The organism is Micromonospora sp. WMMD735 (genome assembly GCF_049178995.1).
Classification (GTDB): domain Bacteria; phylum Actinomycetota; class Actinomycetes; order Mycobacteriales; family Micromonosporaceae; genus Micromonospora; species Micromonospora wenchangensis.
Map to the genome: position 1 here is coordinate 7,368,232 of NZ_JBMHMJ010000002.1, position 23,334 is coordinate 7,391,565.

At 74.0% G+C, this 23,334-nt stretch carries 25 protein-coding genes; 11 read left to right on the forward strand and 14 right to left on the reverse strand.

The window, feature by feature from the left end; genetic code table 11:
- The first annotated feature begins 74 nt into the window (after window positions 1-74).
- Together ACN268_RS31940 and ACN268_RS31945 are read left to right on the forward strand one after the other, a co-directional pair.
- A complete protein-coding gene (locus tag ACN268_RS31940; protein WP_421486707.1) occupies window positions 75-842 on the forward strand; it encodes a DUF5753 domain-containing protein in 768 nt (255 codons plus the stop codon).
- Window positions 839-1,024 (forward strand): DUF397 domain-containing protein, encoded by a 186-nt coding sequence (locus ACN268_RS31945; protein WP_421487056.1) that lies wholly within the window; start codon window positions 839-841, stop codon window positions 1,022-1,024. Before ACN268_RS31940 ends, ACN268_RS31945 begins: the two co-directional genes overlap by 4 nt.
- 234 nt (window positions 1,025-1,258) lie before the next feature.
- Here the strand turns inward: ACN268_RS31945 and ACN268_RS31950 are convergent, their stop codons facing one another.
- On the reverse strand, window positions 1,259-1,846 hold the full coding sequence (locus ACN268_RS31950; protein ID WP_421486708.1) for a general stress protein: 588 nt from the start codon (window positions 1,844-1,846) through the stop codon (window positions 1,259-1,261).
- A gap of 184 nt (window positions 1,847-2,030) precedes the next feature.
- Here ACN268_RS31950 and ACN268_RS31955 point away from each other — a divergent pair, with 184 nt between their 5' ends.
- From ACN268_RS31955 to ACN268_RS31965, 3 genes are read left to right on the forward strand one after another with little or no spacing between them, the layout of a single operon-like run.
- Window positions 2,031-3,878 (forward strand): glycoside hydrolase family 15 protein, encoded by a 1,848-nt coding sequence (locus ACN268_RS31955; protein WP_421486709.1) that lies wholly within the window; start codon window positions 2,031-2,033, stop codon window positions 3,876-3,878.
- A 40-nt stretch (window positions 3,879-3,918) separates the two neighbouring features.
- Window positions 3,919-4,698 (forward strand): SDR family oxidoreductase, encoded by a 780-nt coding sequence (locus ACN268_RS31960; protein WP_421486710.1) that lies wholly within the window; start codon window positions 3,919-3,921, stop codon window positions 4,696-4,698.
- Between the two features lie 42 nt (window positions 4,699-4,740).
- Window positions 4,741-5,241, forward strand: a complete 501-nt coding sequence (locus ACN268_RS31965) for a metallophosphoesterase family protein (RefSeq protein WP_421486711.1) — start codon at window positions 4,741-4,743, stop codon at window positions 5,239-5,241.
- A gap of 2 nt (window positions 5,242-5,243) precedes the next feature.
- On the opposite strand, the gene ACN268_RS31970 is transcribed toward ACN268_RS31965, so the two are convergent.
- A complete protein-coding gene (locus tag ACN268_RS31970; RefSeq protein ID WP_357934125.1) occupies window positions 5,244-5,459 on the reverse strand; it encodes a DUF3072 domain-containing protein in 216 nt (71 codons plus the stop codon).
- A gap of 94 nt (window positions 5,460-5,553) precedes the next feature.
- Here ACN268_RS31970 and ACN268_RS31975 point away from each other — a divergent pair, with 94 nt between their 5' ends.
- Window positions 5,554-6,492 carry an NAD(P)/FAD-dependent oxidoreductase gene (locus tag ACN268_RS31975; protein ID WP_421487057.1) on the forward strand — a complete coding sequence of 313 codons (939 nt, stop codon included), beginning with the start codon at window positions 5,554-5,556 and terminating at the stop codon, window positions 6,490-6,492.
- Between the two features lie 35 nt (window positions 6,493-6,527).
- On the opposite strand, the gene ACN268_RS31980 is transcribed toward ACN268_RS31975, so the two are convergent.
- A complete protein-coding gene (locus ACN268_RS31980) occupies window positions 6,528-7,823 on the reverse strand; it encodes a cation:proton antiporter (protein WP_421486712.1) in 1,296 nt (431 codons plus the stop codon).
- Window positions 7,824-7,994: 171 nt separating this feature from the next.
- Window positions 7,995-10,115 (reverse strand): ATP-binding SpoIIE family protein phosphatase, encoded by a 2,121-nt coding sequence (locus ACN268_RS31985; protein WP_421486713.1) that lies wholly within the window; start codon window positions 10,113-10,115, stop codon window positions 7,995-7,997.
- A 186-nt stretch (window positions 10,116-10,301) separates the two neighbouring features.
- On the opposite strand from ACN268_RS31985, the gene ACN268_RS31990 reads away from it, so the two are divergent.
- On the forward strand, window positions 10,302-11,174 hold the full coding sequence (locus ACN268_RS31990; RefSeq protein ID WP_421486714.1) for a mechanosensitive ion channel family protein: 873 nt from the start codon (window positions 10,302-10,304) through the stop codon (window positions 11,172-11,174).
- A gap of 66 nt (window positions 11,175-11,240) precedes the next feature.
- Here the strand turns inward: ACN268_RS31990 and ACN268_RS31995 are convergent, their stop codons facing one another.
- Window positions 11,241-11,606 (reverse strand): DUF6401 family natural product biosynthesis protein, encoded by a 366-nt coding sequence (locus tag ACN268_RS31995; RefSeq protein ID WP_421486715.1) that lies wholly within the window; start codon window positions 11,604-11,606, stop codon window positions 11,241-11,243.
- Window positions 11,607-11,797: 191 nt separating this feature from the next.
- The gene (locus tag ACN268_RS32000; protein ID WP_421486716.1) at window positions 11,798-12,727 is read right to left on the reverse strand and encodes a hypothetical protein; all 930 of its coding nucleotides are present in this window, start codon (window positions 12,725-12,727) and stop codon (window positions 11,798-11,800) included.
- Window positions 12,728-12,933: 206 nt separating this feature from the next.
- Between ACN268_RS32000 and ACN268_RS32005 the strand changes: the two genes are divergently transcribed.
- Window positions 12,934-13,767 carry a hypothetical protein gene (locus ACN268_RS32005; protein WP_421486717.1) on the forward strand — a complete coding sequence of 278 codons (834 nt, stop codon included), beginning with the start codon at window positions 12,934-12,936 and terminating at the stop codon, window positions 13,765-13,767.
- Between the two features lie 18 nt (window positions 13,768-13,785).
- On the opposite strand, the gene ACN268_RS32010 is transcribed toward ACN268_RS32005, so the two are convergent.
- Window positions 13,786-13,998, reverse strand: a complete 213-nt coding sequence (locus tag ACN268_RS32010; RefSeq protein ID WP_204927690.1) for a hypothetical protein — start codon at window positions 13,996-13,998, stop codon at window positions 13,786-13,788.
- Window positions 13,999-14,159: 161 nt separating this feature from the next.
- On the opposite strand from ACN268_RS32010, the gene ACN268_RS32015 reads away from it, so the two are divergent.
- Window positions 14,160-15,572 (forward strand): MFS transporter, encoded by a 1,413-nt coding sequence (locus tag ACN268_RS32015; RefSeq protein WP_421486718.1) that lies wholly within the window; start codon window positions 14,160-14,162, stop codon window positions 15,570-15,572.
- A gap of 161 nt (window positions 15,573-15,733) precedes the next feature.
- Here the strand turns inward: ACN268_RS32015 and ACN268_RS32020 are convergent, their stop codons facing one another.
- From ACN268_RS32020 to ACN268_RS32035, 4 genes are all read right to left on the reverse strand, one after another.
- Window positions 15,734-15,997 (reverse strand): hypothetical protein, encoded by a 264-nt coding sequence (locus tag ACN268_RS32020; RefSeq protein ID WP_421486719.1) that lies wholly within the window; start codon window positions 15,995-15,997, stop codon window positions 15,734-15,736.
- Window positions 15,998-16,110: 113 nt separating this feature from the next.
- Window positions 16,111-16,572, reverse strand: a complete 462-nt coding sequence (locus tag ACN268_RS32025) for an SRPBCC family protein (RefSeq protein WP_281899028.1) — start codon at window positions 16,570-16,572, stop codon at window positions 16,111-16,113.
- Between the two features lie 52 nt (window positions 16,573-16,624).
- On the reverse strand, window positions 16,625-17,041 hold the full coding sequence (locus ACN268_RS32030) for a DUF2795 domain-containing protein (protein WP_421486720.1): 417 nt from the start codon (window positions 17,039-17,041) through the stop codon (window positions 16,625-16,627).
- A gap of 62 nt (window positions 17,042-17,103) precedes the next feature.
- Complete coding sequence (locus tag ACN268_RS32035; RefSeq protein ID WP_204927686.1) at window positions 17,104-18,087, reverse strand: YihY/virulence factor BrkB family protein; 984 nt, start codon at window positions 18,085-18,087, stop codon at window positions 17,104-17,106.
- Between the two features lie 167 nt (window positions 18,088-18,254).
- Here ACN268_RS32035 and ACN268_RS32040 point away from each other — a divergent pair, with 167 nt between their 5' ends.
- The gene (locus ACN268_RS32040) at window positions 18,255-18,656 is read left to right on the forward strand and encodes a ChaB family protein (RefSeq protein WP_421486721.1); all 402 of its coding nucleotides are present in this window, start codon (window positions 18,255-18,257) and stop codon (window positions 18,654-18,656) included.
- Between the two features lie 51 nt (window positions 18,657-18,707).
- Here ACN268_RS32040 and ACN268_RS32045 read toward each other — a convergent pair whose 3' ends face one another.
- The gene (locus tag ACN268_RS32045) at window positions 18,708-20,141 is read right to left on the reverse strand and encodes an aldehyde dehydrogenase family protein (protein ID WP_421486722.1); all 1,434 of its coding nucleotides are present in this window, start codon (window positions 20,139-20,141) and stop codon (window positions 18,708-18,710) included.
- 70 nt (window positions 20,142-20,211) lie between these two features.
- Between ACN268_RS32045 and ACN268_RS32050 the strand changes: the two genes are divergently transcribed.
- Window positions 20,212-21,816 (forward strand): phytoene desaturase family protein, encoded by a 1,605-nt coding sequence (locus ACN268_RS32050; RefSeq protein ID WP_421486723.1) that lies wholly within the window; start codon window positions 20,212-20,214, stop codon window positions 21,814-21,816.
- Between the two features lie 28 nt (window positions 21,817-21,844).
- On the opposite strand, the gene ACN268_RS32055 is transcribed toward ACN268_RS32050, so the two are convergent.
- Window positions 21,845-22,612, reverse strand: coding sequence for a polyprenol monophosphomannose synthase (locus ACN268_RS32055; protein WP_421486724.1), 768 nt, complete (start codon window positions 22,610-22,612; stop codon window positions 21,845-21,847).
- Between the two features lie 89 nt (window positions 22,613-22,701).
- Window positions 22,702-23,151, reverse strand: a complete 450-nt coding sequence (locus ACN268_RS32060; RefSeq protein ID WP_307826362.1) for an SRPBCC family protein — start codon at window positions 23,149-23,151, stop codon at window positions 22,702-22,704.
- Between the last annotated feature and the right edge of the window lie 183 nt (window positions 23,152-23,334).

Sequence of the window (23,334 nt, forward strand, 5' to 3'; positions counted from 1 at the left end):
TGGAGCAAACACACCGCGTAGCAATATGCAGGCAGACGTTCAGAACGTTCGGCCGCAAAATAGGAGGGAGCGGGATGAATCTGGCAGTCAAAGAGGCCATGGCGCAGACCGGGGAAACCGCCGAGAGCCTGGCAGCTCAGGTCGGGGTCGACCCGAAGACCGCAGCCAGGTGGGCACGCCACGGGAGCATCCCGCAGACCCGGCATCGCGCCAAGGTCGCGGCGGTCCTGGGCCGCGACGTCCTGGACCTCTGGCCGGATGCGGTGAAGCGCCACGAGCCGGTCTGGTTCCGACGATGGGCGGACATCGAGCGCGAAGCGGTCGAGCTGCGATGGTTCGAACTCGCGTGGGTGCCGGGGCTCCTGCAAACCGAGGCGTACGCGCGGGCGACGCTGGCGCTGGCGACACCCACCCCCGAAGAGGTCGACGAACTGGTGACGACACGGATGCAGCGGCAGGCGATCCTCCACCGGCCAGAGCCTCCGCTCGTCGTCGCGGTGATCGATGAAGCGGTCCTCCGGCGGCGCGCAGGCCGCGACGGCAAGCTGATGCGCGAGCAGTGCGAACACCTCGCGGCCTGCGCCGAACTGCCGTGCGTGCAGGTGCACGTCGTACCGCTCGACACGCCTATCTACCTGGGCATGGGCGGTCCGTTCATCCTGGCCGAGCTGCCGGACGGTGCGCGGATGGCGCACCAGGACGGTCCGGCCAGCGCACACATCATTGACGACGCAGCAGAGATCGCTAGCCTTGAACGGAGGTGGGCCCGCATAGTCGGCGAGGCCCTACCCCGGTCGCAGTCTCTCGACCTCATCAGGAAAGCGGTGGCAGCATGGACATGACCGGCGCGCGGTGGCGCAAGAGCACGAAGAGCGGGGACAACGGCGGCGCGTGCGTCGAGGTCGCCGACAACCTGCCCGGCGTCGTCCTGGTGCGGGACACGAAGGACCGTGCGGGTGGGACGCTGGCGTTCGCGCCGGGTGCGTGGCGGGGGTTCGTGGACTTCGCGAAGGCGTCCCGCTAGCCAGAAATCTCAGTGCCCCCGTCGGCCGGGGCCTTCCTCGCCGCCCGGGTGACGGGTGCTCCCGGCGTGTCGTGGTCGGGCCGCCCGTCCCGGTGGGGGGCCGGCGACGCGAACCGCCGCCCCGGCGCGAACCGCCGCCCCGGCGCGAACCGCCGCCCCGGCGCGAACCGCCGCCCCGGCGCGAACCGCCGCCCCGGCGCTGGGCGCGTCGGGACGGCGGCGGGGTCGGACGGGTCAGCGGGCGGTGGCCCCGGTCGGGGTCAGGTGCATCCGGCCGAGCAGTTGCCGCGCCTGGTCGGCCAGGGCGGCGTCGACGGTCACCGCGTACTGGCCGGCGCGCAACGAACTGGCCGAGGTGAAGTCGCGCTGGCCACCGGACATGGCGTGCGCCACCGCGCCGAACACGGCACCCCAGATCGCGCCGATCACCAGTCCGACCAGGATCACCGCGAGCCAGTTGCCGACCGTGAAGATGCCGAACAACAGGCCGATGAACAGCCCGAACCACGCGCCGGTGCCGGCACCCAGCAGGGCGGCGCGTCCCGTGGTGAGCCGGCCGAGCACCGTCTCCACCAGGGTGAGGTTGGTCCCGACGATCGCGGTGTGCTCCACCGGGAACCGGTTGTCGGCCAGGTAGTCCACCACGCGCTGTGCGGACGGGTAGTCCGGGTACGCGCCGATCGTCACCGTGGGCGGGCCGCCCTGCGGGCCGTGCCCGTCCCCCGGCGGGGTCGCCGGCCGGCCGGCCGGACCGGACGGGAGGTTGTCGCCGCCCGGCATCCCGGGTCGCCAGGTGGCGGTCGGGTTCGCTGCTCTGGTCATGGCTCCTCCTTCGTCAACGACAGGCGTTCCCGCCGACCCGCCGGGATAACGCCGGGCCGCCCGGCAATACGAGTCGCCCGGCAATACGAGTCGCCCGGCAATACGAGTCGCCCGGCAATCCGGGCCGCGGGGACAACCCCGCCGGGCGAGGCATGCGGTACGAGGAGCCCGGGTAACCCGCCCCGTGGACAGCGGACGGATCAGCGAGCACGGGTTCCTCGCCGACGGGCGCAGCGCCGCGCTGGTGGACCGGCACGGCTCGGTCAACTGGTGGTGCCCGGCCCGGTTCGACAGCCCGTCGGTGTTCGGGCGGCTGCTCGACGACCGGGCCGGGCACTGGTCGATCGCCCCGGAGGGCGACGACGTCCGGGTGTCCCGCTCCTATCTGGACGACTCGCTGGTGCTGCGTACCGTCTTCCACACCGGCACCGGCTCGGTGGCGGTCACCGACGCGCTGGCCCTGGAGCCCGGCGCACGCGGGCACGACATCGGCCTGCGCTCGCCCCGGGTGCTCGCCCGGCTCGTCGAGGGACTCTCCGGCGAGGTGTCGGTGCGCGTCGAGTTCGCGCCCCGGTTCGAGTACGGCCGGGTCACCGCGTACCTGACCCACGCCGACGGGGTGATCGACGCGCGTGCCGGCGCGTGCCGGCTCAGCCTGCGCTCCGACGTGCCGTTGGCCTGCCGGCACGGCGACGCCGTCGGCCGCGCGACCGTCCGGGCCGGGGACACCCTGCGGCTCACCCTCGGGTACGCCCCGACCTACGACGGCGGCGAACCGGCGCTGCCCGCCGCCGACCGGGTGGTGGCCGACGCGGTGGCCGGCTGGCGCTCCTGGGCCGACCTGCACGACTACCGGGGCCTGTACCGCGACCAGGTACGACTCAGCGCGATGGTGGTGCAGGGCATGACCTACCAGCCCAGTGGCGCGATCGTCGCGGCGGCCACCACGTCGCTGCCGGAACAGGTGGGTGGCGACCGCAACTACGACTACCGCTACGTCTGGGTCCGCGACTTCAGCCTGACCCTCCAGGCGCTGTGGCGGTCCGCCTGCCCGGACGAGGCCGACCGGCAGTTCTCCTGGGTGGCGCGGGCGATGGGCCGCATCGACGACGGCCGGGTGCCGATCATGTACGGCGTCGAGGGGGAGCGGGACCTCACCGAACACTCCCTCGACCACCTGCACGGCTACGCCGACAGCCGCCCGGTGCTGGTCGGCAACGACGCCTGGACCCAGCGGCAGAACGACGTGCTCGGCGAGATCCTCGACGCCGCCTGGCTGATGCGGCACTACCTGGACCCGATGTCGCCCGACGTACGGCACCTGCTGCGGGCCCTGGCCGACCAGGCGGTCCGGGCCTGGCACCTGCCGGACTCCGGCATGTGGGAGTCCCGCGACGCCGAACGGCACTACCTGTCGTCGAAGGTGCAGTGCTGGACGGCGCTGGACCGGGCGGTCCGCTTCGGTCCCCGCCTCGGCGACCCGGCCGACGTCGCGCGGTGGACGCGGGCCCGCGACGAGGTCCGCGCGGCGGTGCTGCGGCGGGGGTGGAACGACCGGCTGGGCGCGTACACCGGGGCCTTCGACTCCGACCGGTTGGACGCCTCGGTGCTGCTCATGCCGCTGGTCGGCTTCCTGCCCGCCGCCGAGGCGCGGATGCGCTCCACCATCGACGTGGTGGAGCGGCGGCTGTCGCGCGACGGGCTGCTGCGCCGCTGGGACGGTGACCCGGCCGGTTTCGTGATCTGCTCGTTCTGGCTGGCCAGCTGCCTGGCCCTGGCCGGCGAGCAGGAGCGGGCCACCCGGCTGTTCGAGCAGCTCGCCGGCCGGGTCAACGACCTCGGCCTCTACGCCGAGCAGATCGACCAGGCCACCGGCGAACAGGTGGGCAACTTCCCGCAGGCGTTCTCGCACATCGGCCTGATCAACGCGGCCGGGTTGCTCACCGACATCGCCGAACGACGACGCGACCTCGCCACGGACCGGCCGCATTTCGTGACGACCGGCACCGACGTCGTGGCGACGTCGACGTGAGCCGTGCCGACCGGCACGGACCGACGGAGGGGACACGCTGATGAGCGGACGACTGACCGGCCGCACCGCCCTGATCACCGGCTCGGACTCGGGCATCGGGCAGGCCACCGCGATCGAGTTCGGCCGGGAGGGCGCCGACGTGGTGGTGCACTACCTGCACGACCACGCCGGCGCTAACCACACCCGGGCCGAGATCGAGAAGGCCGGCCGACGGGCGGTGGTGGTGCAGGGTGACATCAGCGTCGAGCACCAGGTCGAGGCGATGTTCGACGAGGCGCTGGCGCAGTTCGGCGCGCTTGACGTGCTGATGAACGACGCCGGGGTGGACGCCTCCGGCATCGGCGTGGCCGACCTGGACACCGCGACCTGGGACCGGTGCATCCGTACCAACCTGTACGGGATGTTCTTCTGCTGCCGACGGTTCGTCCGGCACCGTCGCGACCAGGGCGGCGGCGGGAAGATCATCAACATCACCTCGATCCACCAGGAGGTCGCCCGGGCCGGCGGGGCGGACTACGACGCCAGCAAGGGCGGCATGCTCGAACTGGCCAAGAGCCTCGCCCTGGAGGTCGCCCCGATGCGGATGAACGTCAACAACATCGGACCCGGGATGGTGCTCACCCCGTTCAACCAGGAGGCCATCGACGACCCGAAATACCTGGAAGAGCAGGTGCAGAGCATCCCGTGGAAGCGGGCCGCCGAGCCGGCCGAGATCGCCAAACTGGCGGTCTTCCTGGCCAGCGACGACGCCGACTACGTGACCGGGTCGACGTACTTCATGGACGGCGGCCTGATGCAGAATCAGGGTCAGGGCGCCTGAGCCGGCCGGCCGCGCCCGGCCCCCGCCCGGAAGGCCCGCCTGATGCGGCTGCTCATGATCGCCGACACCCACCTGCCCCGGCGCGCCCGGGATATGCCGGACGAGGTCTGGACGGCGGTGGACGCCGCCGACGTGGTGCTGCACGCCGGGGACTGGGTCGCGGTGGACCTGCTCGACCGGCTCGCCGACCGGGCCCGTCGGTTGGTCGGCGTGTACGGCAACAACGACGGCCCCGACCTGCGGGCCCGGCTGCCCGAGGTGGCGGAGGTGGAGCTGGCGGGCCTGCGGGTGGCGGTGGTGCACGAGACCGGGCCGAAGAGCGGCCGGGAACAGCGCTGCGCGGCCCGGTTTCCCGACCACGACCTGCTCGTCTTCGGCCACTCGCACATCCCGTGGGACAGCGTCGCGCCGGGCGGCCTGCGACTGCTCAACCCGGGCTCACCCACCGACCGGCGGGCCCAGCCGTACGCCACCTACCTGACCGCCGAGGTGGCGGCGGGACAGCTCGACCGGGTCGTGCTGCACCGCCTGCCACCCCGCTGAGGTCACCGGCCCCGGCCGGTCTCCTCCTGCAACTCGTCGATCCGCCGGGACGCCTCCGCCTTGGTCAGGTCGTCCGGCACCTCCTCGCCGGCCTCCCGGGCGAGGGTGTGCAGGTACGACTCCTGGGCGGCGGTGGGCGGTTCGTCCCCGGTCACCCATTCATCCGGGTCCTTGATCGCCCCACGTGGGTCGGGCTGCTGGTCGTTGCGGTCGGTCATCACGTTCACCTCTCCTCGAACAGCCGTGCCAATACCCCGCCGGTCGCCCGCTCATGCCGGTCGCGGTGCCTACGATCAACAGGTGGACACGGATGTGATCGTGGTGGGTGCCGGCATCGCCGGGGTGGCGTGCGCCGGGGAGTTGGCGCGGGCGGGCGTACCGGTGCAGGTCCGGGAACGCGGTCGGGTGGCCGGTGGCCGGATGGCCAGCCGACGCTTCGACGGCCGCCCCGCCGACCTGGGGGCGGCGTACCTGACCGCCGACGACCCGGACTTCGTCGAGGTCGTCCGGCGTTGGCAGGCCGCCGGGCTGGTGCGGGAGTGGACCGACACCTTCGTCGCGTACGGCCCGGACGGCCGGCGGGAGGTGCCCGGACCGGTCCGTTGGGCCGCCCCGCGCGGCCTGCGTTCCCTGGTCGAGGAGCTGGCCCGGGAGTTGCCGGTGACCGTGGACCGGTTCGTGTCGGGCGTCGCACCGGGCCCGGTGGTGGACGGGGAGCCCGCTGCCGCCGTGGCGCTGTGCACCCCGGGTCCGCAGGCCGCCCTGCTGCTCGACCCGGCGCTGGCCGGGGTCACCCGGGCCGCCGGCCGGCAGCGGTGGTCGCCGGTGCTCGCGGCGGTGCTGCGCTTCCCCGGCCGGCGGTGGGCCGACTTCCGGGGCGCGTTCGTCAACGACCACCCGGTGCTCGCCCTGGTCTGTGACGACGGCGACCGGCGGGGCGACGGCGCCCCGGTGCTGGTCGCCCACACCACGCCGGAGTTCGCCGCCGGGCACCTGGCCCAGCCCGGCGCGGCCGGCCCGGCGATCGAGGAGGCCGTGCGGGACCTGCTCGGGCTGCCGGACCCGGCCGAACTGACCCACGTGCACCGGTGGACGTACGCCCGGCCGGTCGAGCCGGACCCCGAGGGCGGGTTCTTCCTCGACGACGACCTGGTCGGGCTGGCCGGGGACGCCTTCGGCAGGCCCCGGGTGCAGAGCGCCTGGCGCTCCGGCCGGGACCTGGGCCGGGAACTCGCCCGCCGGCTCACCTGACCGTGCGACCGGCCGACCCGGCATCCGGTGCCCGGTCAGCCCCGGGCGGCGTCCAGGGCCGGCTCGTCGCGTCGACCCCGCTCCGACGGGTCGGAGGTGCGTTCACCGGCCCGGTCCAGCAACTGCATCACCGGGGTCGCGGCGATCCCGTGCACCACCACCGACACGACCACCACCAGGCCGACCGTCGCCCAGATCAGGTCCGCCTGGGCGAAGTCCGCCTTGGTGGTGGCGTACGCCAGGTAGTAGAACGAGCCGACGCCCCGGATGCCGAACGACGAGATCACCCAGTGCTCGGCCGGTCGACCCGGTGCGCCGCGCAGCGACAGCCACCCGAACAGCGGCCGGATGACGAACACCAGGGCCAGCCCGACCGTCGCCGCCTGCCAGGTGAGCGGGGCGAGCAGACCGGTGATCACCGCGCCCCCGAACAGGAGCAGCAGCAGGACGGTCAGCAGCCGCTCGGTCTGCTCGGCGAAGTCGTGCAGCACGGCGTGGAACTCGTGGGTCCGTTCGGCGGCCCGGATCGCCCGCGCAGCGACGAACACGGCCAGGAAGCCGTACCCGCCGATCACCTCCACCAGCCCGTACGCCAGGAAGGTGGCGGCCAGCGCGAGGAAGCCCTCGGCGTGCCGGGCCAGCCGCAGCTCGCTCGGGGCGCGGAAGAACAGCTTGCCGAGCAGCCAGCCGACCAGCAGGCCCCCGCCGATGCCGACGGCCAGCTTGTAGAGCACGTCGACGGTGAACCACTCGGCGAACCAGCCCGACGGGGCCAGCCCTGCGGTGGCGATCGCGATGGCCGCGTAGACGAACGGGAAGGCCAGGCCGTCGTTGAGGCCGGCCTCGGAGGTCAGCGCGAAGCGCACCTCGTCCTCGGAGTCCTCCGCGTCGGTGGGTTCGCCGACCTGCACGTCGGAGGCGAGCACCGGGTCGGTGGGGGCGAGGGCCGCGCCGAGCAGCAGCGCGGCGGCCGGCACCAGGCCCGCCCACCACCAGCCGAGCAGCGCCACCGCCGCGATACACAGCGGCATCGCGATCGCCAGCAACCGCCAGGTGGACGACCACTTCCGCCAGCTCAACGGTCTGTCGATCTTGAGGCCGGCGCCCATCAGTGCCACGATCACGCCGATCTCGGTCAGGTGGGTGGCGACCTGCGGGTACCGCAACGGGTCCGGCGCGGGCAGCCCGATCGGCAGGGCGAAGACCAGCATCCCGAGGCCGAGGAACGCTATCGGCATCGACAGCGGACGACGCTCCAGCAGGCGGGGGAGCACCCCGGCCAGCAGGGCACCCACGCCCACCAGCGCGAACTCGACATCGACCAGTTCCACCCCGACCGCCTCTCACCCCCGGCCACCGGTGTGGGCGGGGGTGGGACTGTGCCCCGTGACCGGCCGGGCTAAGCCTGGGTGTCCGGCTTGTCCCGGCACGGGCGGTCGATCAGTGGCCGCCGATGGGCCGCCGGCCGACCGACCCGGGCCGGACCGGCCGGTGTGGGGCGGTCAGCCGGTGGGCAGGAGGATCTCGAACCAGACCGTCGAGCCCCGGACCGTCGGGTCGGTGCCCCAGGCGTCGGAGAGCTCTTCGATCAGCCCGAGGCCCCGGCCCCGGCTGCTCAGCGTGTCGGTCTGGGCGCGGGTCACCGTGCCCCGGGTGCCCGAGTCGGCCACCGACACCAGCAGCCGTTCCGGGCTGAGGTCGATCTCCACCCGGGCGGCGGTGCCGGCGTGCAGCAACGCGTTGGTGGTCAGCTCGCTGGTGCACAGCACGGCCGCGCCGATCACCGCCTCGGGCACCTGCCACTCGGCCAGCTGTGCGGTCATCCAGTGGCGTACCCGGCTGGGCGCGGTCGGTTCGGCGGGCATCTCCATCCCGGCCGACCGGCTCGGCTTGAGCGCGTGCTCGACCGCGAGCACCGCCACGTCGTCCTCGGTGGCCCCGGCCACCGCGCCGGTGGCGACGGCGCACAGCGCCCGGGGGTCACCGCTGGCCGCCCCGGCCACCGCCGCCGCCAACCCGGCCAGGCCGGCGGTGAGGCTCTGCCGCCGCCGCTCGACCACCCCGTCGCTGTAGAGCAGCAGGGTGTCGCCGGGGGCGAAGGGCACCGTCGCGGTGTGCGGCCGGCACCCCAACCCCAGGGGTGCACCGGTCGGCAGCTCGACGAAGACGGCGGTGGCGACGCCGTCCGGCCCGGTCCGCCGGATCAGCGGCGGGGGATGCCCGGCACTGGCCAGGGTGATCTCGCCCCGGTCGGCGTCGACCACCCCGAAGGCCACCGTCACGAACAGCTCGTGGGTGCCGGTCTCGGTGCCCAGGCTCGCCACCAGCCGGTCCAGCCCGGCCAGGACGGCGTCCGGGCGGGGATCGGTCAGCGCCAGCGCCCGCAGCGCGGCGCGTACCTGCCCCATCCGGGCCGCCGCCTGCACGTCGTGTCCGGCGACGTCGCCCAGCACCACCCCCAGGTCACCGGAGGGCAGCAGGAACGCGTCGTAGAAGTCGCCCCCGGCGGCGTTGCCGTCGACCCCGGGGTCGTAGCGGGCGGCGATGCGCAGCCGGGGCAGCGCCGGCAACTGCTCCGGGAGCATGCTGCGTTGCAGCAGCTGGGCGGTGCCGTGCTGGGTCTCGAACCGGCGGGCGCGCTCCGCCGCCTGGCCGACCAGCTCGGCCGAGGCGGCCAGCAGCGCCCGTTCCGCCGCCGTCCAGCCGTGCGGGGTCTGGTAGCCGACGGCGAGGCCGCCGCGTATCACCGACGAGCGCAGCGGCAACGCGGCCAGTGAACGGATCTTCTGGTCGTGCCGGTCGACGGCGGTGTCCCGCAGCGGCTGGCCGTCGCCGGCGAAGAAGGGCACCCCGCTGCGCGCGCCGACCACCACCGGCGCGGTGGTGTCCGGCGGGACGGGCCGCCACAGCGGGGGCAGCCGCTCGTCGGCCTCGTCGAGCAGTTCTCCCCGGATCCGGCGGACCAGCCGCCAGGCGGGGCCGTCGTCGACGGCGAAGGAGACCTGGTCGGCGTCGAAGGAGTGCAGCGCGTAGCGCAGCGTCACCCGGGCCACGTCGTCGAGGGTGAGGGTGCCCGACAGCGCCGCGGCGAAGTCGGACAGGCTCTGCAACTGCTGGGTGAGCTGGCTGGTCTGGGCGGCGACGGTGAGCACGCCGACGATCCGCCCGGTGCTGTCGCGGACCGGGGAGTGGCCCCTGGTGAAGACGGTGTGCTCGCCGGTGCCCTGCTGGTGGACGGGGAGCACCGACTCCTTCTGGAGGAAGGACTCGCCGTACCGGTAGGCGCGCTCGATGACCTCGCCGACGCCCGGGGTGTGCCACAGGTCGGCGTAGACCTCGGGGGCGGGCCGGCCCATCGCGTCCGGGTGCCGGTCGCCGATCACCTCCGCGTACGCCTGGTTGTAGAGCAGCACGAAGTCGTCGCCGTAGTGCAGCGCCATCGGTACGGGGCAGGACAGGATCACGTCGACCAGGACGCGGATGGTCACGTCCCAACCCTGTTGCGGGCCCAGCGGGGTGTCGGCCCACGGGTGGGCGGGCACGGCCGTCGCCTCCGGTTCGACCCCGGCCGGCCCCGGTGCGGGGGTTGGTGACGTCGGGACCCGCCCGACCGTGCCTGGCATGCCCGCAGCCTATCCGGAGCCGGCCCGGACGACCCGATCATGCCCGGCGCCTCCACTGACACCGACGTTCGTGCAGTTCCGCCACTTTTCTATAGACATGTCGGGAAAATCGGTGCGGATTCTCCGGCGTGCTGCTGCGGCGGACGGGTAACCGGGCGGCGCAGTCCATTGGACAGGAGGGACATCATGCCGGAAACCCTTGCGGTCAGGCAGGTCGACATCGGTAGCGCCTTGACCGACATGTGGCGATCGGTGCTGCTGTTCGTGCCGAGAGCCATCGCGTTCATCGTCATCCTCGTGGTGGGCTGGCTCATCGCCCGCGCGGTACTGAAGATCGTGGACGCGGCGCTGGAACGGGTGGGTTTCGACCGGGCGGTCGAACGGGGCGGGATCAGACGCGCGTTGGAACGCACCAAGTACGACGCCAGTGACATCCTGGCCCGCCTGGCGTACTACGCGGTGCTGCTGTTCACCCTGCAGTTCGCGTTCGGGGTGTGGGGCCCCAACGCGATCAGCGACCTCATCCGGGGGGTGGTGGCCTGGCTGCCACGGGCGTTCGTCGCGATCGTCATCGTGGTCGTGGCCGCCGCCATCGCCAACGCCGTGCGGGACCTGGTCTCCGGTGCGCTCGGTGGCCTGTCGTACGGCAAGGTGCTGGCCGACCTGACGGCCGTGTTCATCCTGGCGCTCGGGGTGATCGCCGCGCTCAACCAGGTCGGCATCGCCACCACGGTCACCACGCCGGTCCTGATCGCGGTGCTCGCCACCGTGGCCGGCATCCTGATCGTCGGCGTCGGCGGTGGTCTGGTGAAGCCGATGCAGTCCCGCTGGGACGGCTGGCTGGACCGGGCGGCCGAGGAGTCGCGGGCGGTCCAGGAGCACCGGCGGGCCCGCGCGGCCGGGCAGGGCGACATGAGCCGGCAGATGGCCGACCGGGGCGGCGAGCGGACACAGGCCATGCCGCGCGTCGACGAGGCCCGCACGATGGCCGGTGGCCGGGGCACCTACCAGTCCGGCTCCGGCGACGAGACCCAGCAGTTCGGCCGTCCGGGCAGCTGAGTCGGAAGCACACGTACAGGCAGGGTGTCCGCGCGTGGCGCGGGCACCCTGCCTGCGTGCTTCCGGTCAGGCCGGGTCGAGGTGCCGGGGGTCGAGGGTGCGGGCCAGGGCGCAGACCGCGAGCAGACGGACCAGCACCCAGTCCGGGGCGGTGAAGTCCGCCGCGCCCTCGGGGAACAGGCCGTGCGCGCGGGCGGTGTCGCGTACCCCCTCGGCGTAGCCGGACAGGGCGGCCGGGGTCAGCGGCCGGCGGTCACCGTCGAGGCTGTCCCGGATGGCCGCGGCGTGCTGGTCGACCAGCGCGAGCAGGCCGGGCCGGGCCGCGGCGGCGGCGAGGCCGGGGGCACCGACCGAGGCGCTGAGCAGGGCCAGGTGGGAGCGTGCCGCGCGCGCGGCGGTCCGGGTGGCGACCTGGGGGTACGGCACTCGCATGAGGACCGAGGTTAACCACCCGGTAACCCCGGCGGAGTCGGCCAGCCGGCCGGTACGGGCCCCCCCCGCCGGTCGACCGGCCCTCGGCCACCGGGACCGATCCGCGCCCCGGCGGCCAGAGGGCGCACCGCCCACCGTCGGCGTCGGGGCGGACAGCAACGGGACGCGGTGCCGGAATCCGCCCCGGCGTGTCAGGGGGTCAACGACCCGAGCAGCACGGTCCCGCCGCACGGCAGCTGCCCGACGTTGCCGACGGTCAGCACGTACTGCCGTTGGCGGGAGCCGTCGGGGTTGGCCCGCTGCACGTACCGGCTCCGGGTCACCTCCAACTGGCAGGCGTTGCCCCCGGCGGCTCCCGTCGGGGCCAGTCCGGGCAGGTAGACCGCGGTCAGCGGGTTGGCGTTGTTCCAGGTCCAGGTGGCCGAGCCCCCGACGGGCAGGGTGCCGGTCGACCACGACGCCGACGGGTCGGTCCGGGCGAGCTGGAACTGACCGGAGCAGGTGATCGTACCGATGTTGCGGAGCACGAAGTAGAACTTGCGTACCCCGTCCGGTTCCTGCCGGTACCAGCTGCGGGTGATCTCCAACTGGCAGGCGGCCGTCGCGGTCGCCCCGGTCGGCGTCACCCCCAGCAGGTACGACACGGTGGGCGCGATCTGCTCCACCCAGCCGTAGTTGCCGCTGGCCCCGGGCGCGAGCGCGCCTGTCGACCAGTCGTGGGTCGGCGTCAGCCAGGACAGCAGGACGGTGGCCGTGCAGGTGAGCGTGCCGCTGTTGCGGACCACGAAGTGGAACCGGCGCTCGCCGCCCGGCTCCCGGGAGTACCAGGTCCGGGCCACCTCGAACTGGCAGGGGGTCGTGTCGCCGGCCCCGGTGGGGGACAGCCCCACCTGGTAGGCGGCGTTGAGCGGGTTGGCGTTGTTCCACACCCAGCCCTGGCTGACGCCGGGTGCGACCGGGCCGGTCGACCACGTCGCCTGCGCGGCGGCGCTGCGGACGGCGGCGAGGCCGCGGGCGTCCCGCTCGCCCACGACCGGGGCGGCCGACGCCGGGGTCGGGGTGAGCGCCACCACCGCCAGCAGGCTCAGCAGCCACGTCCACACCGTCGGTCGTCTCGTCACGGTCGGCGCTCCTCGGGGTCGGGGTGCCGGTGTACGGCGACCGGAGCGCGACGGCTGCCGGGCCCGGTGCCGGTGTGCGGCGGCATGCCGACAAGGTCGCACACCGGTGGCCGCCGTGGCGGGGCCGATATCCGACAGCGCGGGACGACGCCCCGGACGGTCCGGCGTCGCTACAGTCCAGATCCCACCCGGAAGGAATCCCATCGATGGCTCTGTCCCGTTCCGCCCGCCGGTGGTTCGGCGTGCGCCTCGCCGGCACCGTCGCCCTGGCCCTGACCGTGCCGCTCGCCCACCCCGGGGCGGCCGTGGCCGGCACCGCGCTCGGCGACGGCGACGTGCAGATCGCCCGGACCGCACAGGACTACACCTACCGCACCTACCAGCGGCACTGGTCGGTGGTCGCCGTCCAGCCCGCCGCCACCGCCGACTGGGACCTGACCCTGCGCGACGCCGCCGGCAGCACGCTCGCCACCAGCCTCTACGGGCTCGGCCGCACCGACTTCGTGGTGGTCGACTCCACGGCCGGACACCGACCGTTCGGCGCCTACACGGCCGCGGTCACCGCGTACACGCCCGGCCCGTACTGGGTGCAGCAGCGCACGGACACCGCCACGATCACCCTGCCGCCGGTGACGCACTCCGGCACCACCGGTGCGGCCGACCCCGACCTGACCTTCTCCAGCCTGGTCGACCACGACGTGGTCACCGTCGCCGACCTCTGGCTGACGGCGGGGGAGTCGTTCTGGGCGCACACCACGACGGCCGCGTCCTCGCTGCTGCTGGCCGGGAGTGACCCGGCCGACCCGACGAGCTTCGTCCAGAGCCGGGCCACCGTGGCGGCCCGGCAGCACACCGAGGTCATCGACGGCTGCACCCGGTACACCGCGCAGCGCACCGGCTGGCACGCCCTGATCCAGATCGGCGACCGCGCGCCGAGCACACACGTCCCGACCCAGGGCGCCGGGTACGCCCTGCACCGGATCGACCCGGCCCGCCCGCTCAGCTGCCCGCAGCGGGAGTTCCCCGGCCCGACCCCGTGACGGGGGCCGCCGGGCGGGTCAGTCCGCGCTGGTGGCGTCGGCCGGGCGACGACGGCTGGCGTCGTCGGCGATGATCACGGTGGCCACCATGAGCGCGACGCAGAGGCTGAACAGCCACGAGTCGTCGGAGGAGAACCTGGCGGAGACCGGGGCCTGGATGGCGGCGAGCAGGAAGCCGAGCCAGGCCAGGCGACGCTGACGAGGGGTGAGGAAACCGGAGCCCTGTTGCATCCCGAAAGTCTTGCGCGACCCCTTCGGATTACCGTCAGCCGAACGGTGGATTCTGGACGACCTGTCCGGTTTACTGCCCGTCCGGGCGTTCCAAACCACCGGTTCGGGGGAGGTGACAATCACGTCGACCCGTTCCCGGTGATGCGGCAGGATGAGCCTCCGTGTCCGTCGCCCCGCCCCGTACCTCCCTGCTCCTGCTCGCCTACCTCGCCTTCGTCAGTCTCGGCCTGCCCGACGGCCTGCTCGGCGTCGGCTGGCCCTCGATCAGCACCGAGTTCGGCGTACCGACCGGCGCGGTCGGGCTGGTGCTCACCGCCGGCACGATCGGGTACCTGACCTCCAGCGTCCTGGCCGGGTTCACCCTCGCCCGGCTGGGCGTGGGCCGGCTGCTGGCCGGCAGCACCCTGCTGGCCAGCCTCGCGCTGACCGGGTACGCCAGCGCACCGGCGCTGACCGTGCTGATCGGCTGTGCGCTGGTGCTCGGCCTGGGCTCCGGGGCGATCGACTCCGGCCTCAACGCGTACGCCGCAGGGGCGTTCGGCCCGCGCCACATGAACTGGATGCACGCCTTCTTCGGCCTCGGCGTGGCCATCGGCCCGCTGGTGATGACCGCCATGCTGAGCACCGGGGCCGGCTGGCGCTGGGGGTACGCCGTCACCGCCGCCGCCCAGCTCGCGCTGGCCACCGCGTTCGCGCTCACCGTCGGCGCCTGGCGGGACCGTGCGGCCGGCCCCCCGTCGCCGCACGCCGCGCCGGTCGACCGGACGGTCGGTGCGCGGCCCGACGACACCGTCGTCGCGCCGGCCGGCCACCCCGGGCCGGTCGACGGTCCGGCGGTGGCCGGGCGTGGTGGACCGGTGGACGACCCGGCGGTGGCCGGGCGTGGTGGATCGGTGGACGACCCGGCGGTGGCCGGGCGTGGTGGACCGGTGGACGGTCCGGCGGTGGCCGGGCCTGGCGGGTCGGACGGCGGCCCGGTGGGGGTGCGGATCGCCGACACGCTCCGGTTGCCCGCCGTCTGGTTCGGCGCGCTCGCCTTCGCCGTCTACGTGGCCATCGAGGTGTCCGCCGGGCTCTACGCGTTCCTGCTACTCACCGAGGGGCGGGGGGTGTCCGCTGAGGCCGCCGGGGTGGCGGTCTCCGGCTACTGGGGCAGCCTCTTCGTCGGGCGGGTGGTGCAGGGGCTGGTCGCCGAGCGGCTGGGCACCGCCCGGGTGCTGCGGGGCAGCCTGCTGGGCATGGCCGTCGGGGCGGTGCTGATCGCGCTGCCGGGGCCGGGCTGGGTGACGGTGGCCGGCCTGGTCGTCCTCGGGTTCGCCGCCGCGCCCGTGTTCCCGCTGCTCACCCTGAGCACCGCCGAACGGGTCGGCCGGCAGCACGCCGACCGGGTGATCGGCGTGCAGATCGGCGCCGCCGGCATCGGGGCGGCCCTCATCCCGGCCGGGCTGGGCGTGCTGCTCGGCGACACGTCGGTGCGGCTGCTCGGCCCGGCGCTGACCGTGCTGGCGGTGGCGTTGCTGGTGGCGCACGCCGCCGCCGCCCGCCAGACGGCCGCACCGCCCCCCACCCACTGAGCCCGCTTCCGCCCTTCTCGGGCTCGACCGTCCCGCGCAATCGGGCTTCTGGGCCGATGATGCGGTGTCGTTCGACCGGGACACCGCATCATCGGCCCAGAAGCCGCCGACGCCGACCCCGACCCCGACCCCGACGCCGACGCGGACGCGGACGCGGACCGTCACATGGTGTCGGGTCCGGTACGTCCCGTCGTGGAGGGGCGGTAGGCGCGCTCGGTGTCGGTCATCTCCCGACGCCCGGTCTGCGGGCCGGCCTCCCGGTCCACCGGTTCGGGGCCGTGCCCGAAGGCGGCCTCCTCGCCCGCGTCGTTGCCGGTCGGGTCGTCGGCCTGCCCGTCGATGGTGGACCTGGCGATCGCCCGGTCCAGCTCCTCCAGCGGTGTCTTCTCCTCGTCCCGCCACACCCTGCCGTCGTTGTCCGTCATACCGTCGCGGTACCCCGACCCGATGATCGCAAACGGCCGGACCCGGACGCGGCGACGGCCGCCGGGGAACCGGCGGCCGTCGGAGGTGTGCGTCCGGGTCGGGGGAAGGGGGATCAGGGCTGCGGCCGGTCGACCGACCCGCGCCACGCCCCGGTCTCCTGACCGCGACGCTCGATGAACTGCTTGAACCGCTCCAGGTCGCCCTTGGCCCGCCGGTCGACCACGCCCAGCTTGTCGCCGGCCTGCTCGACCACGCCGTGCGGCTCGAAGTCCATCTGCAGGGTCACCCGGGTGTTGCCCTCGTCGAGCCGGTGGAACGTCACCACACCGGCCTGCTGGGTGCCACCCGTCGACTTCCAGGCCACCCGCTCGTCGGGGAGCTGCTCGGTGATCTCGGCGTCGAACTCGCGCTTGACCCCGGCGATCTCCACCGTCCAGTGGGTCATCGTCTCCGACAGCTGCCGGACCTCCTGCACCCCCTCCATGAAGTGGGGGAACTCCTCGAACTGGGTCCACTGGTCGTAGGCGGTCCGTACCGGTACCGACACGTCCACGTGCTCGATGACGCCGCTCATGCGAAATCCTCCTCTGGCCGCTGGTGCTCGTCCGGATCGTGGGCCGATCCGGTCACCAACGCGTCGTCTCGTTCCGGTGCCCGAGTGCGGCCCACACCTCGGAAATCGTCTGGAAACGGGTGCCCTCCGGCAGGCGCTCCAGGGCGGCCACCAGGTCGTCGGGCGCGTCGTTCTCCCGCGCGTTGGCGATCAACGTCAGCCGGTCCCCGGGCAGGGCCGTCATCGTGATGAACCGACCCAGCCGGCTGCGCGCCTCCACGTCCTCCGAGGTCATCCCCTGGGGGGTGCCGGTGCGCAGGTCGCCCGCCGGTGCCGTGGTCGCGCCCGGCTGGTCCTCGCCGGCCGGCTCCGCCTCGCGGAACTCCTCGACCCGGGAGCCACCGGTGCCCGGCCCCTGGACGAGGCCGCTGACCTCCTGGCTCATCTGGTCGTCGACCCTCGGTGCGTGCTTGCTGCTGCCACGTTCCATGTCTGTTGTGCTACCCGCGCCCGCCCCGGGGAAACACCGATCCGGACGCCGAACCCGACGGGTCACGAACCGGCGGTGGCCTTCGGCGGCAGCACCGGCTCACCCGGGTCGTCCTCGCCCGCCTGCAACCTGCGTCCGCGCTGCAACTCCGCGTTGATCTGCACCCCGAACATCAGCGCCGAGTTCGACAGGTACAGCCACACCAGGAAGGCGATGACCGCGCCCAGGCTGCCGTAGGTGACGTCGTACGAGCCGAAGTTGGCCACGTACAGGCCGAAGCCGAAGGAGACGACGATCCAGGACAGCAACGCCACCGCCCCACCCGGGGTGAGCCACCGGAACCGGGGCTGCCGGACGTTGGGGGCGATCCAGAACATCAGCGACAACAGCGTCATCATCACCATGGCCAGCACCGGCCACTTCGCGACGCTCCACGTCGTGCGGGCCAGTCCGCCCGCGCCCACCAGGTCACCCACCGCGTCGGTCACCGGGCCACTGACGATCAGACCCAGCGCCACCACGGCGAGCAGCAGCAGGGACAGCGCGGCCATCCCGATCTGCAACGGGCGCAACCGGTAGAACGGCCGGCCCTCCTCGACGCCGTAGATCGCGTTGGAGGCCCGGGTGAACGCGCCGATGAAGCCGGAGGCCGACCACAACGCGCCCGCCAACCCGAAGCTGAGCAGCACCTTCGTGCCGCTCTGCTGGTCGACCACCGTGCGCACCACCGAGACGAAACCCTCGTTGCCGACCACCGAACCGGCCCCGATGTCGCGGGCCAGGTCCAGCACGGTGTCCACCGTCCGCTCGCCGTCGGAGACCAGCCCCACCAGGGCCACCACCACGACCGTGGACGGGAACAGGGCGAGCACCCCGTAGTAGGTCAACGCCGCCGCCCAGTCGGCGCAGTTGTCCTTCACGAAACCCCGCCCGCTGCGGACCAGCACCCCCCGCCAGGTGGACCAGCTCAACTGGCGCATCCGCCGGGGAATCCGTAGCTGCGGTCCGTCATCGGCGACCGTGGTCGGCTCCGTCGTCGCTGCCATGTTCGGCTCCTCGTCGCCCGACGACCCGGCGGACCCGGCGTCCGGCGCGCGTCTGGGCGGGGCGGTACCCGACGGCGGAAATCGACAAACCCGACGTCGGTGTTTGCCGGTGCCGGCCCAGGGAACGGTTCGGTCAGCCAGACGAAGTCGACGCGGAGGAGGACGGGATGCCCGGGCGCGAGGTACTGCCCAGCACGCTGCGACGCTCCCCGGAGAAGGCGCAGCGCACCTGGGAGAAGACGCACGACTCGGCGGTGGAGACCTACGGCGAGGGGGAGCGCGCGCACCGCGCCGCCTTCGCCGCCGTCAAGCACAGCTTCGAGAAGGTCGGCGACCACTGGGAGCCGAAGGGCCGCAAGGGGCCCAGCGACCGGCAGGCCGAGGGCGGTGGCCCCGCCCGCCGGGCCCCCACCGCCGGTGGGGTGGACGCCAACGCCACCAAGGACCACCTGATGCAGGTGGCGAAGAAACTGGACGTGCCCGGCCGCAGCCGGATGACCAAGCCGGAACTGGTCAAGGCCATCGCGAAGGCCAACGACCGGGCCACCCGCAAGGCCCGCGGCGACTGACCGGGGGTACGCGCGGAACGCGGGGCCGCCCCGGTTCGGGGCGGCCCCGGCTCACCAGTGCCCGCCGGCCGGCGGCTGCAGGTGCACCGCCTTGACCGTGCTGAACTCGTCCAGCAGCTCCGGGCCGTACCCGAAGCCCTGGCCGCTGCCCCGGCGCGGCTGCGCGGCACCACCCGGCGCGCCCCCGAACACCGCGTTGACCTTCACGGTGCCCACCGGCAGCTCCCGAAAGGCCCGCTGGGCGTGGCTCATCGACCCGGTCAGCACCGTCGCCGCCAGCCCGTACGGCGAGTCGGCGGCACACCGCAGTGCCTCGCTGAACGAGTCCACCGTCACCACCGCCGCCACCGGCCCGAACGTCTCCTCCCGGACCAGGGGCATCTCCTGCCGGCAGTCGGTGACCACCGTCGCCGGATAGAACGCCCCCGGCCCGTCCGGCAGCACCCCACCGGCGCGCAGCGTCGCCCCCTGCGCCACCGCCGCCGTGACCTGCCCGTGCACCTGGTCGCGGTGCCGCCTGTCGACCAGCGGGCCCAGCTCGGTCGCCGGGTCGCGGCCCGGCCCGACGACCAGCGCCCCGGCCCGCTCCACCAGCGCGTCGACGAAGTCCTCGGCGACGTCGCGGTGCGTGTAGATCCGCTCCACCGCCACGCAGAGCTGCCCGGCGTTGGCGAACGCCCCGAGGGCCGCCTGTTCGGCCGCCCAGCGCGGGTCCACCCCGGCGTCGACCACCAACGGGTCGCTGCCGCCGTTCTCCAGCAGCGCCTTGGCCCCGGTGCGGGCGCAGGCCGCCGCGATCGCCCGGCCGGTCGCGGTGGCCCCGACGTGCGCCACCACGTCCACCGGCTGCGCGGCCAGCGCCGCACCCACCTCCGCACCCCCGGTCAGCAGGGACAACACCCCCGCCGGGAACACCCCGTCGAACAGCCGGGCCAGCAGCCACCCGGTGACCGGGGTCCGCTCGCTCGGCTTGTAGAGCACCACGTTGCCGGTGACCAGGGCCGCGCCGAGCAGCCCGCAGGAGACCGCCACCGGGTCGTTCCACGGGGTGATCGCGGCGATCACGCCCCGCGCCTGCGGCAGCATGAAGTCGATCGCGTCGCCGTCGCCGTGCAGCGTCCGGCCGCCGCGCAGCGGACCCAGCTCGGCGTACTGGCGCAGCGTGCCGACGCCGGCCGCCACCCCGCCCCGGGCGTCACCCAACGGCTTGCCCATCTCCGCCGTCGTCGCGGCGGCCAGCTCCTCGGCTGCCGCCGCCACCGCGTCCGCCGCCTCGTGCAGCAGCGCCGCCCGCCCGGCCGCCGGCATCGCCGCCCACCCGGCGGCCACCTCGCGGGCCGCCCCGACCGCCTTGGCGACCTCGTCGGCCGTCGCCACCGGCACGGTGCCGACCGGCCGGCCGTCCGCCGGATCGAGGACGGTCAGCTCACCGCCCGCCCCGCCCGCGCCCCACACCCCACCGATGAGTTGCTCCACCCGGTACATGCGGCGGGATGCCCCGCTCCCGTCGAAGCAAACACGTTTCGCCCGGTTGCCCGCCGGGTAGCTGGATCTGATGATCTCGCCGGGCACGGACACCGCGGACGCCGTCGTCATCGGCGCCGGACACAACGGCCTGGTGGCCGCCAACCTGCTCGCCGACGCCGGCTGGGACGTCCTGGTGCTGGAGGCGACCGGCGCGCCGGGCGGGGCGGTCCGCTCCGCCGAGGTCACCGCCCCCGGCTACCTCAGCGACCTGTACAGCTCCTTCTACCCCCTCGGGTACGCCTCGCCGGTGCTGGCCGGCCTCGACCTGCCCCGCTACGGGCTGACCTGGACGCACGCCCCCGACGTGCTGGCCCACCTGCTGCCCGACGGGCGCGCCGCGGTGATCAACCGGGACCTGGACACCACCGCCGCCTCGCTGGAGGCGTTCGCCCCCGACGACGGGGACCGCTGGCGGCACGCGTACGCCGACTGGGCGCAGGTGGCCGGGCCGATGCTCGACGCCATCACCACCCCCTTCCCCCCGGTACGCGGCGGGCTGGGCCTGCTGCGCCAACTGCGGGTCGGCGGCGCGCTGCGGCTGGCCCGCCGGCTGGTCCTGCCGGTGCGCAAACTCGGCAGCGAACTGTTCACCGGCGAGGGCGGCCCCGCGCTGCTGGCCGGCTGCGCCCTGCACACCGACCTGTCCCCCGAGGAGGCCGGCTCCGGCGTCTACGGCTGGCTGCTGGCCATGCTCGGCCAGCAGGTCGGCTGGCCGGTGCCGGTCGGCGGCGCGCAGCGGATCACCGACGCGCTGGTGGCCCGGCTCACCGAGCGGGGCGGCCGGATCAGCTACCGGGCGGAGGTCGACCGGGTGCTGACCGCCCGGGGCCGGGCGGTCGGGGTGCGCACCGTCGGCGGGCAGCTGTGGCGGGCCCGCCGGGCGGTGCTCGCCGACGTCCCCGCCCCCGCCCTCTACCTGGATCTGGTCGGGGCCGCCCAGCTACCGCCGCGGCTGGTCGAGGACCTGGCCCACTTCCGCTGGGACGGCTCCACCCTCAAGGTCGACTGGGCGCTGTCCGCCCCGCTGCCGTGGACCAACCCGGCGGTGGCCGGCGCCGGCACCGTGCACCTGGGCGCCGACCTCGACGGGCTCACCAGCTACTCCGCCGAACTGGCCCGGGGTGAGATCCCGACGAAGCCGTTCCTGCTGGCCGGGCAGATGACCACCGCCGACCCGACGCACTCGCCGGCCGGCACCGAGTCGCTGTGGGCGTACACCCACCTGCCGTTCCGGCGGGACTGGCGGGCCGAGGACGTCGCCCGCCAGGTGGACCGGATGGAGGACGTGCTGGAGGCCGCCGCCCCCGGGTTCCGCAGCCTCGTCGTCGGCCGGCACGTCGCCGGGCCGGCCGAGCTGGAGCGGGGCGACCCGAGCCTGGTCGGCGGGGCGCTGGGCGGCGGCACCGCCGCGGCGTACCAGCAGCTGTTCCTGCGCCCGATCCCCGGCCTGGGTCGGGCCGACACCCCGGTCGACCGGCTCTACCTGGCCAGCGCGTCGGCACACCCCGGCGGCGGGGTGCACGGCGCGCCGGGCGCGAACGCCGCCCGGGCGGCGCTGGCCCGTGACCGCGCCGTCACCGGTGGCCTGTACGCCGGCGTCATCGACGCCGCGCACCGGACGCTCTACCGCTGAACCGTCCACCCACGACCCCGCTGCGGGGTCAGGAGTCCAGGTTGCGGTGCCGGGTACGCAGCTTGAACGGCATCAGCGCGCTCTCCACCTTGGTCGCGGTGGTCATCTTGGACAGGCCGTCGCGCCGCTCCTCGAACCGGATCGGCACCTCCAGGATGGTGTGCCCCAGCTTGGTGGCCAGGTAGTGCATCTCCACCTGGAAGCTGTAACCGTTCGACTGCACGCGGTGCAGGCCGATGTCGCGCAGCGCGTCCGCCCGCCAGATCTTGAAGCCGGCGGTCAGGTCGCGGATGCGCACCCGCAGCAGGGTGTGCACGTAGAGGTTGGCCCAGCCGCTGAGCGCCCGCCGGTAGAGCGGCCACGCCTCGTCGAGCTGCCCGCCCGGCACGTAGCGGGAACCGATCACCACCCCCGCCTGGGTGGACAGCAGCGCACCCAGCATCCCGGGCAGCGCCTCCGGCGGGTGCGACAGGTCGGCGTCCATCTGCGCCACGTACTCCGCGCCGCCGTCGAGGGCCCGGCCGATGCCGTCCACGTACGCCCGGCCCAGGCCCTCCTTGCCGGCCCGGTGCACGACCTGCACCCGGTCCGGGTTCTCGATGGCCAGTTTGTCGGCCACCTCACCGGTGCCGTCGGGTGAGTTGTCGTCGGCGACGAGCACCTTCAGGCCCGGCAGCGGAAGGGTCAGCAGCCGTTCGACCAGCACCGGGAGGTTGCCCGCCTCGTTGTAGGTGGGGACCACGACGGTCAGGCGTGCGTCCCGCCACGGTGACGGCAGCTCCACGGGTTCGATCATCTCGGACATCCTCAGTCGGGGTCGGCATTCCCCCACAGGGTAGCCAAAAGCCCGACGGGACCCCGCCGAGGCTCCCCGCGACCGCCCGGTCACCGTTCGGCGCGCTCGTCGGCCTTCTGCCGGGTGGCGATGTCGGAGAGCCGGCGCAGCGTCTCCTTGTTGCGCTGGTGCAGCACCAGGTCGTTGAGCTTGTTGCGGACCCAGCGCAACGGGCCGGCGGCGAAGTCCTCGCCGATGCGGACCCGGGTCGCGCCGTCGCCTTCCGGGGTCAGCGTGAACACCACGACCGCCTCCCCGGCCGGCCACAGGCCGGCCCGCAGCACCAGCCGGTGCGGCGGCTCGCAGACCAGCACCGTCGAGGCGTCCTCCAGGGAGAACGGCCAGGGACCGGCCCGGTGGTGCAGTCGGGTACCGACCCGGGGCCACTGCGCGTCGACGTCACGCACGTGCACCGTGCCGACCACCCAGTCGCTGTACGTCCAACCGTCGGCCAGCACGTCGAAGACCTGCTGCGGGGGTGCATCGATCACTTTCTCCACGACTGCCACCGCTGACCAGTACCCGGGCCCGCCCGGCCTAACCCGCCGCGTTAGCTTCTCCGGGGCGACGGGTAACGCTGCACCGACGCGGGCGGGTCGACGGCGCGTGCCGGCCCGACGCCGCCGGGCGGCGTACCGCCCGGTAGGGCCAGGTTTACTCCCCGGGGCCTCGGGAACCCGCCG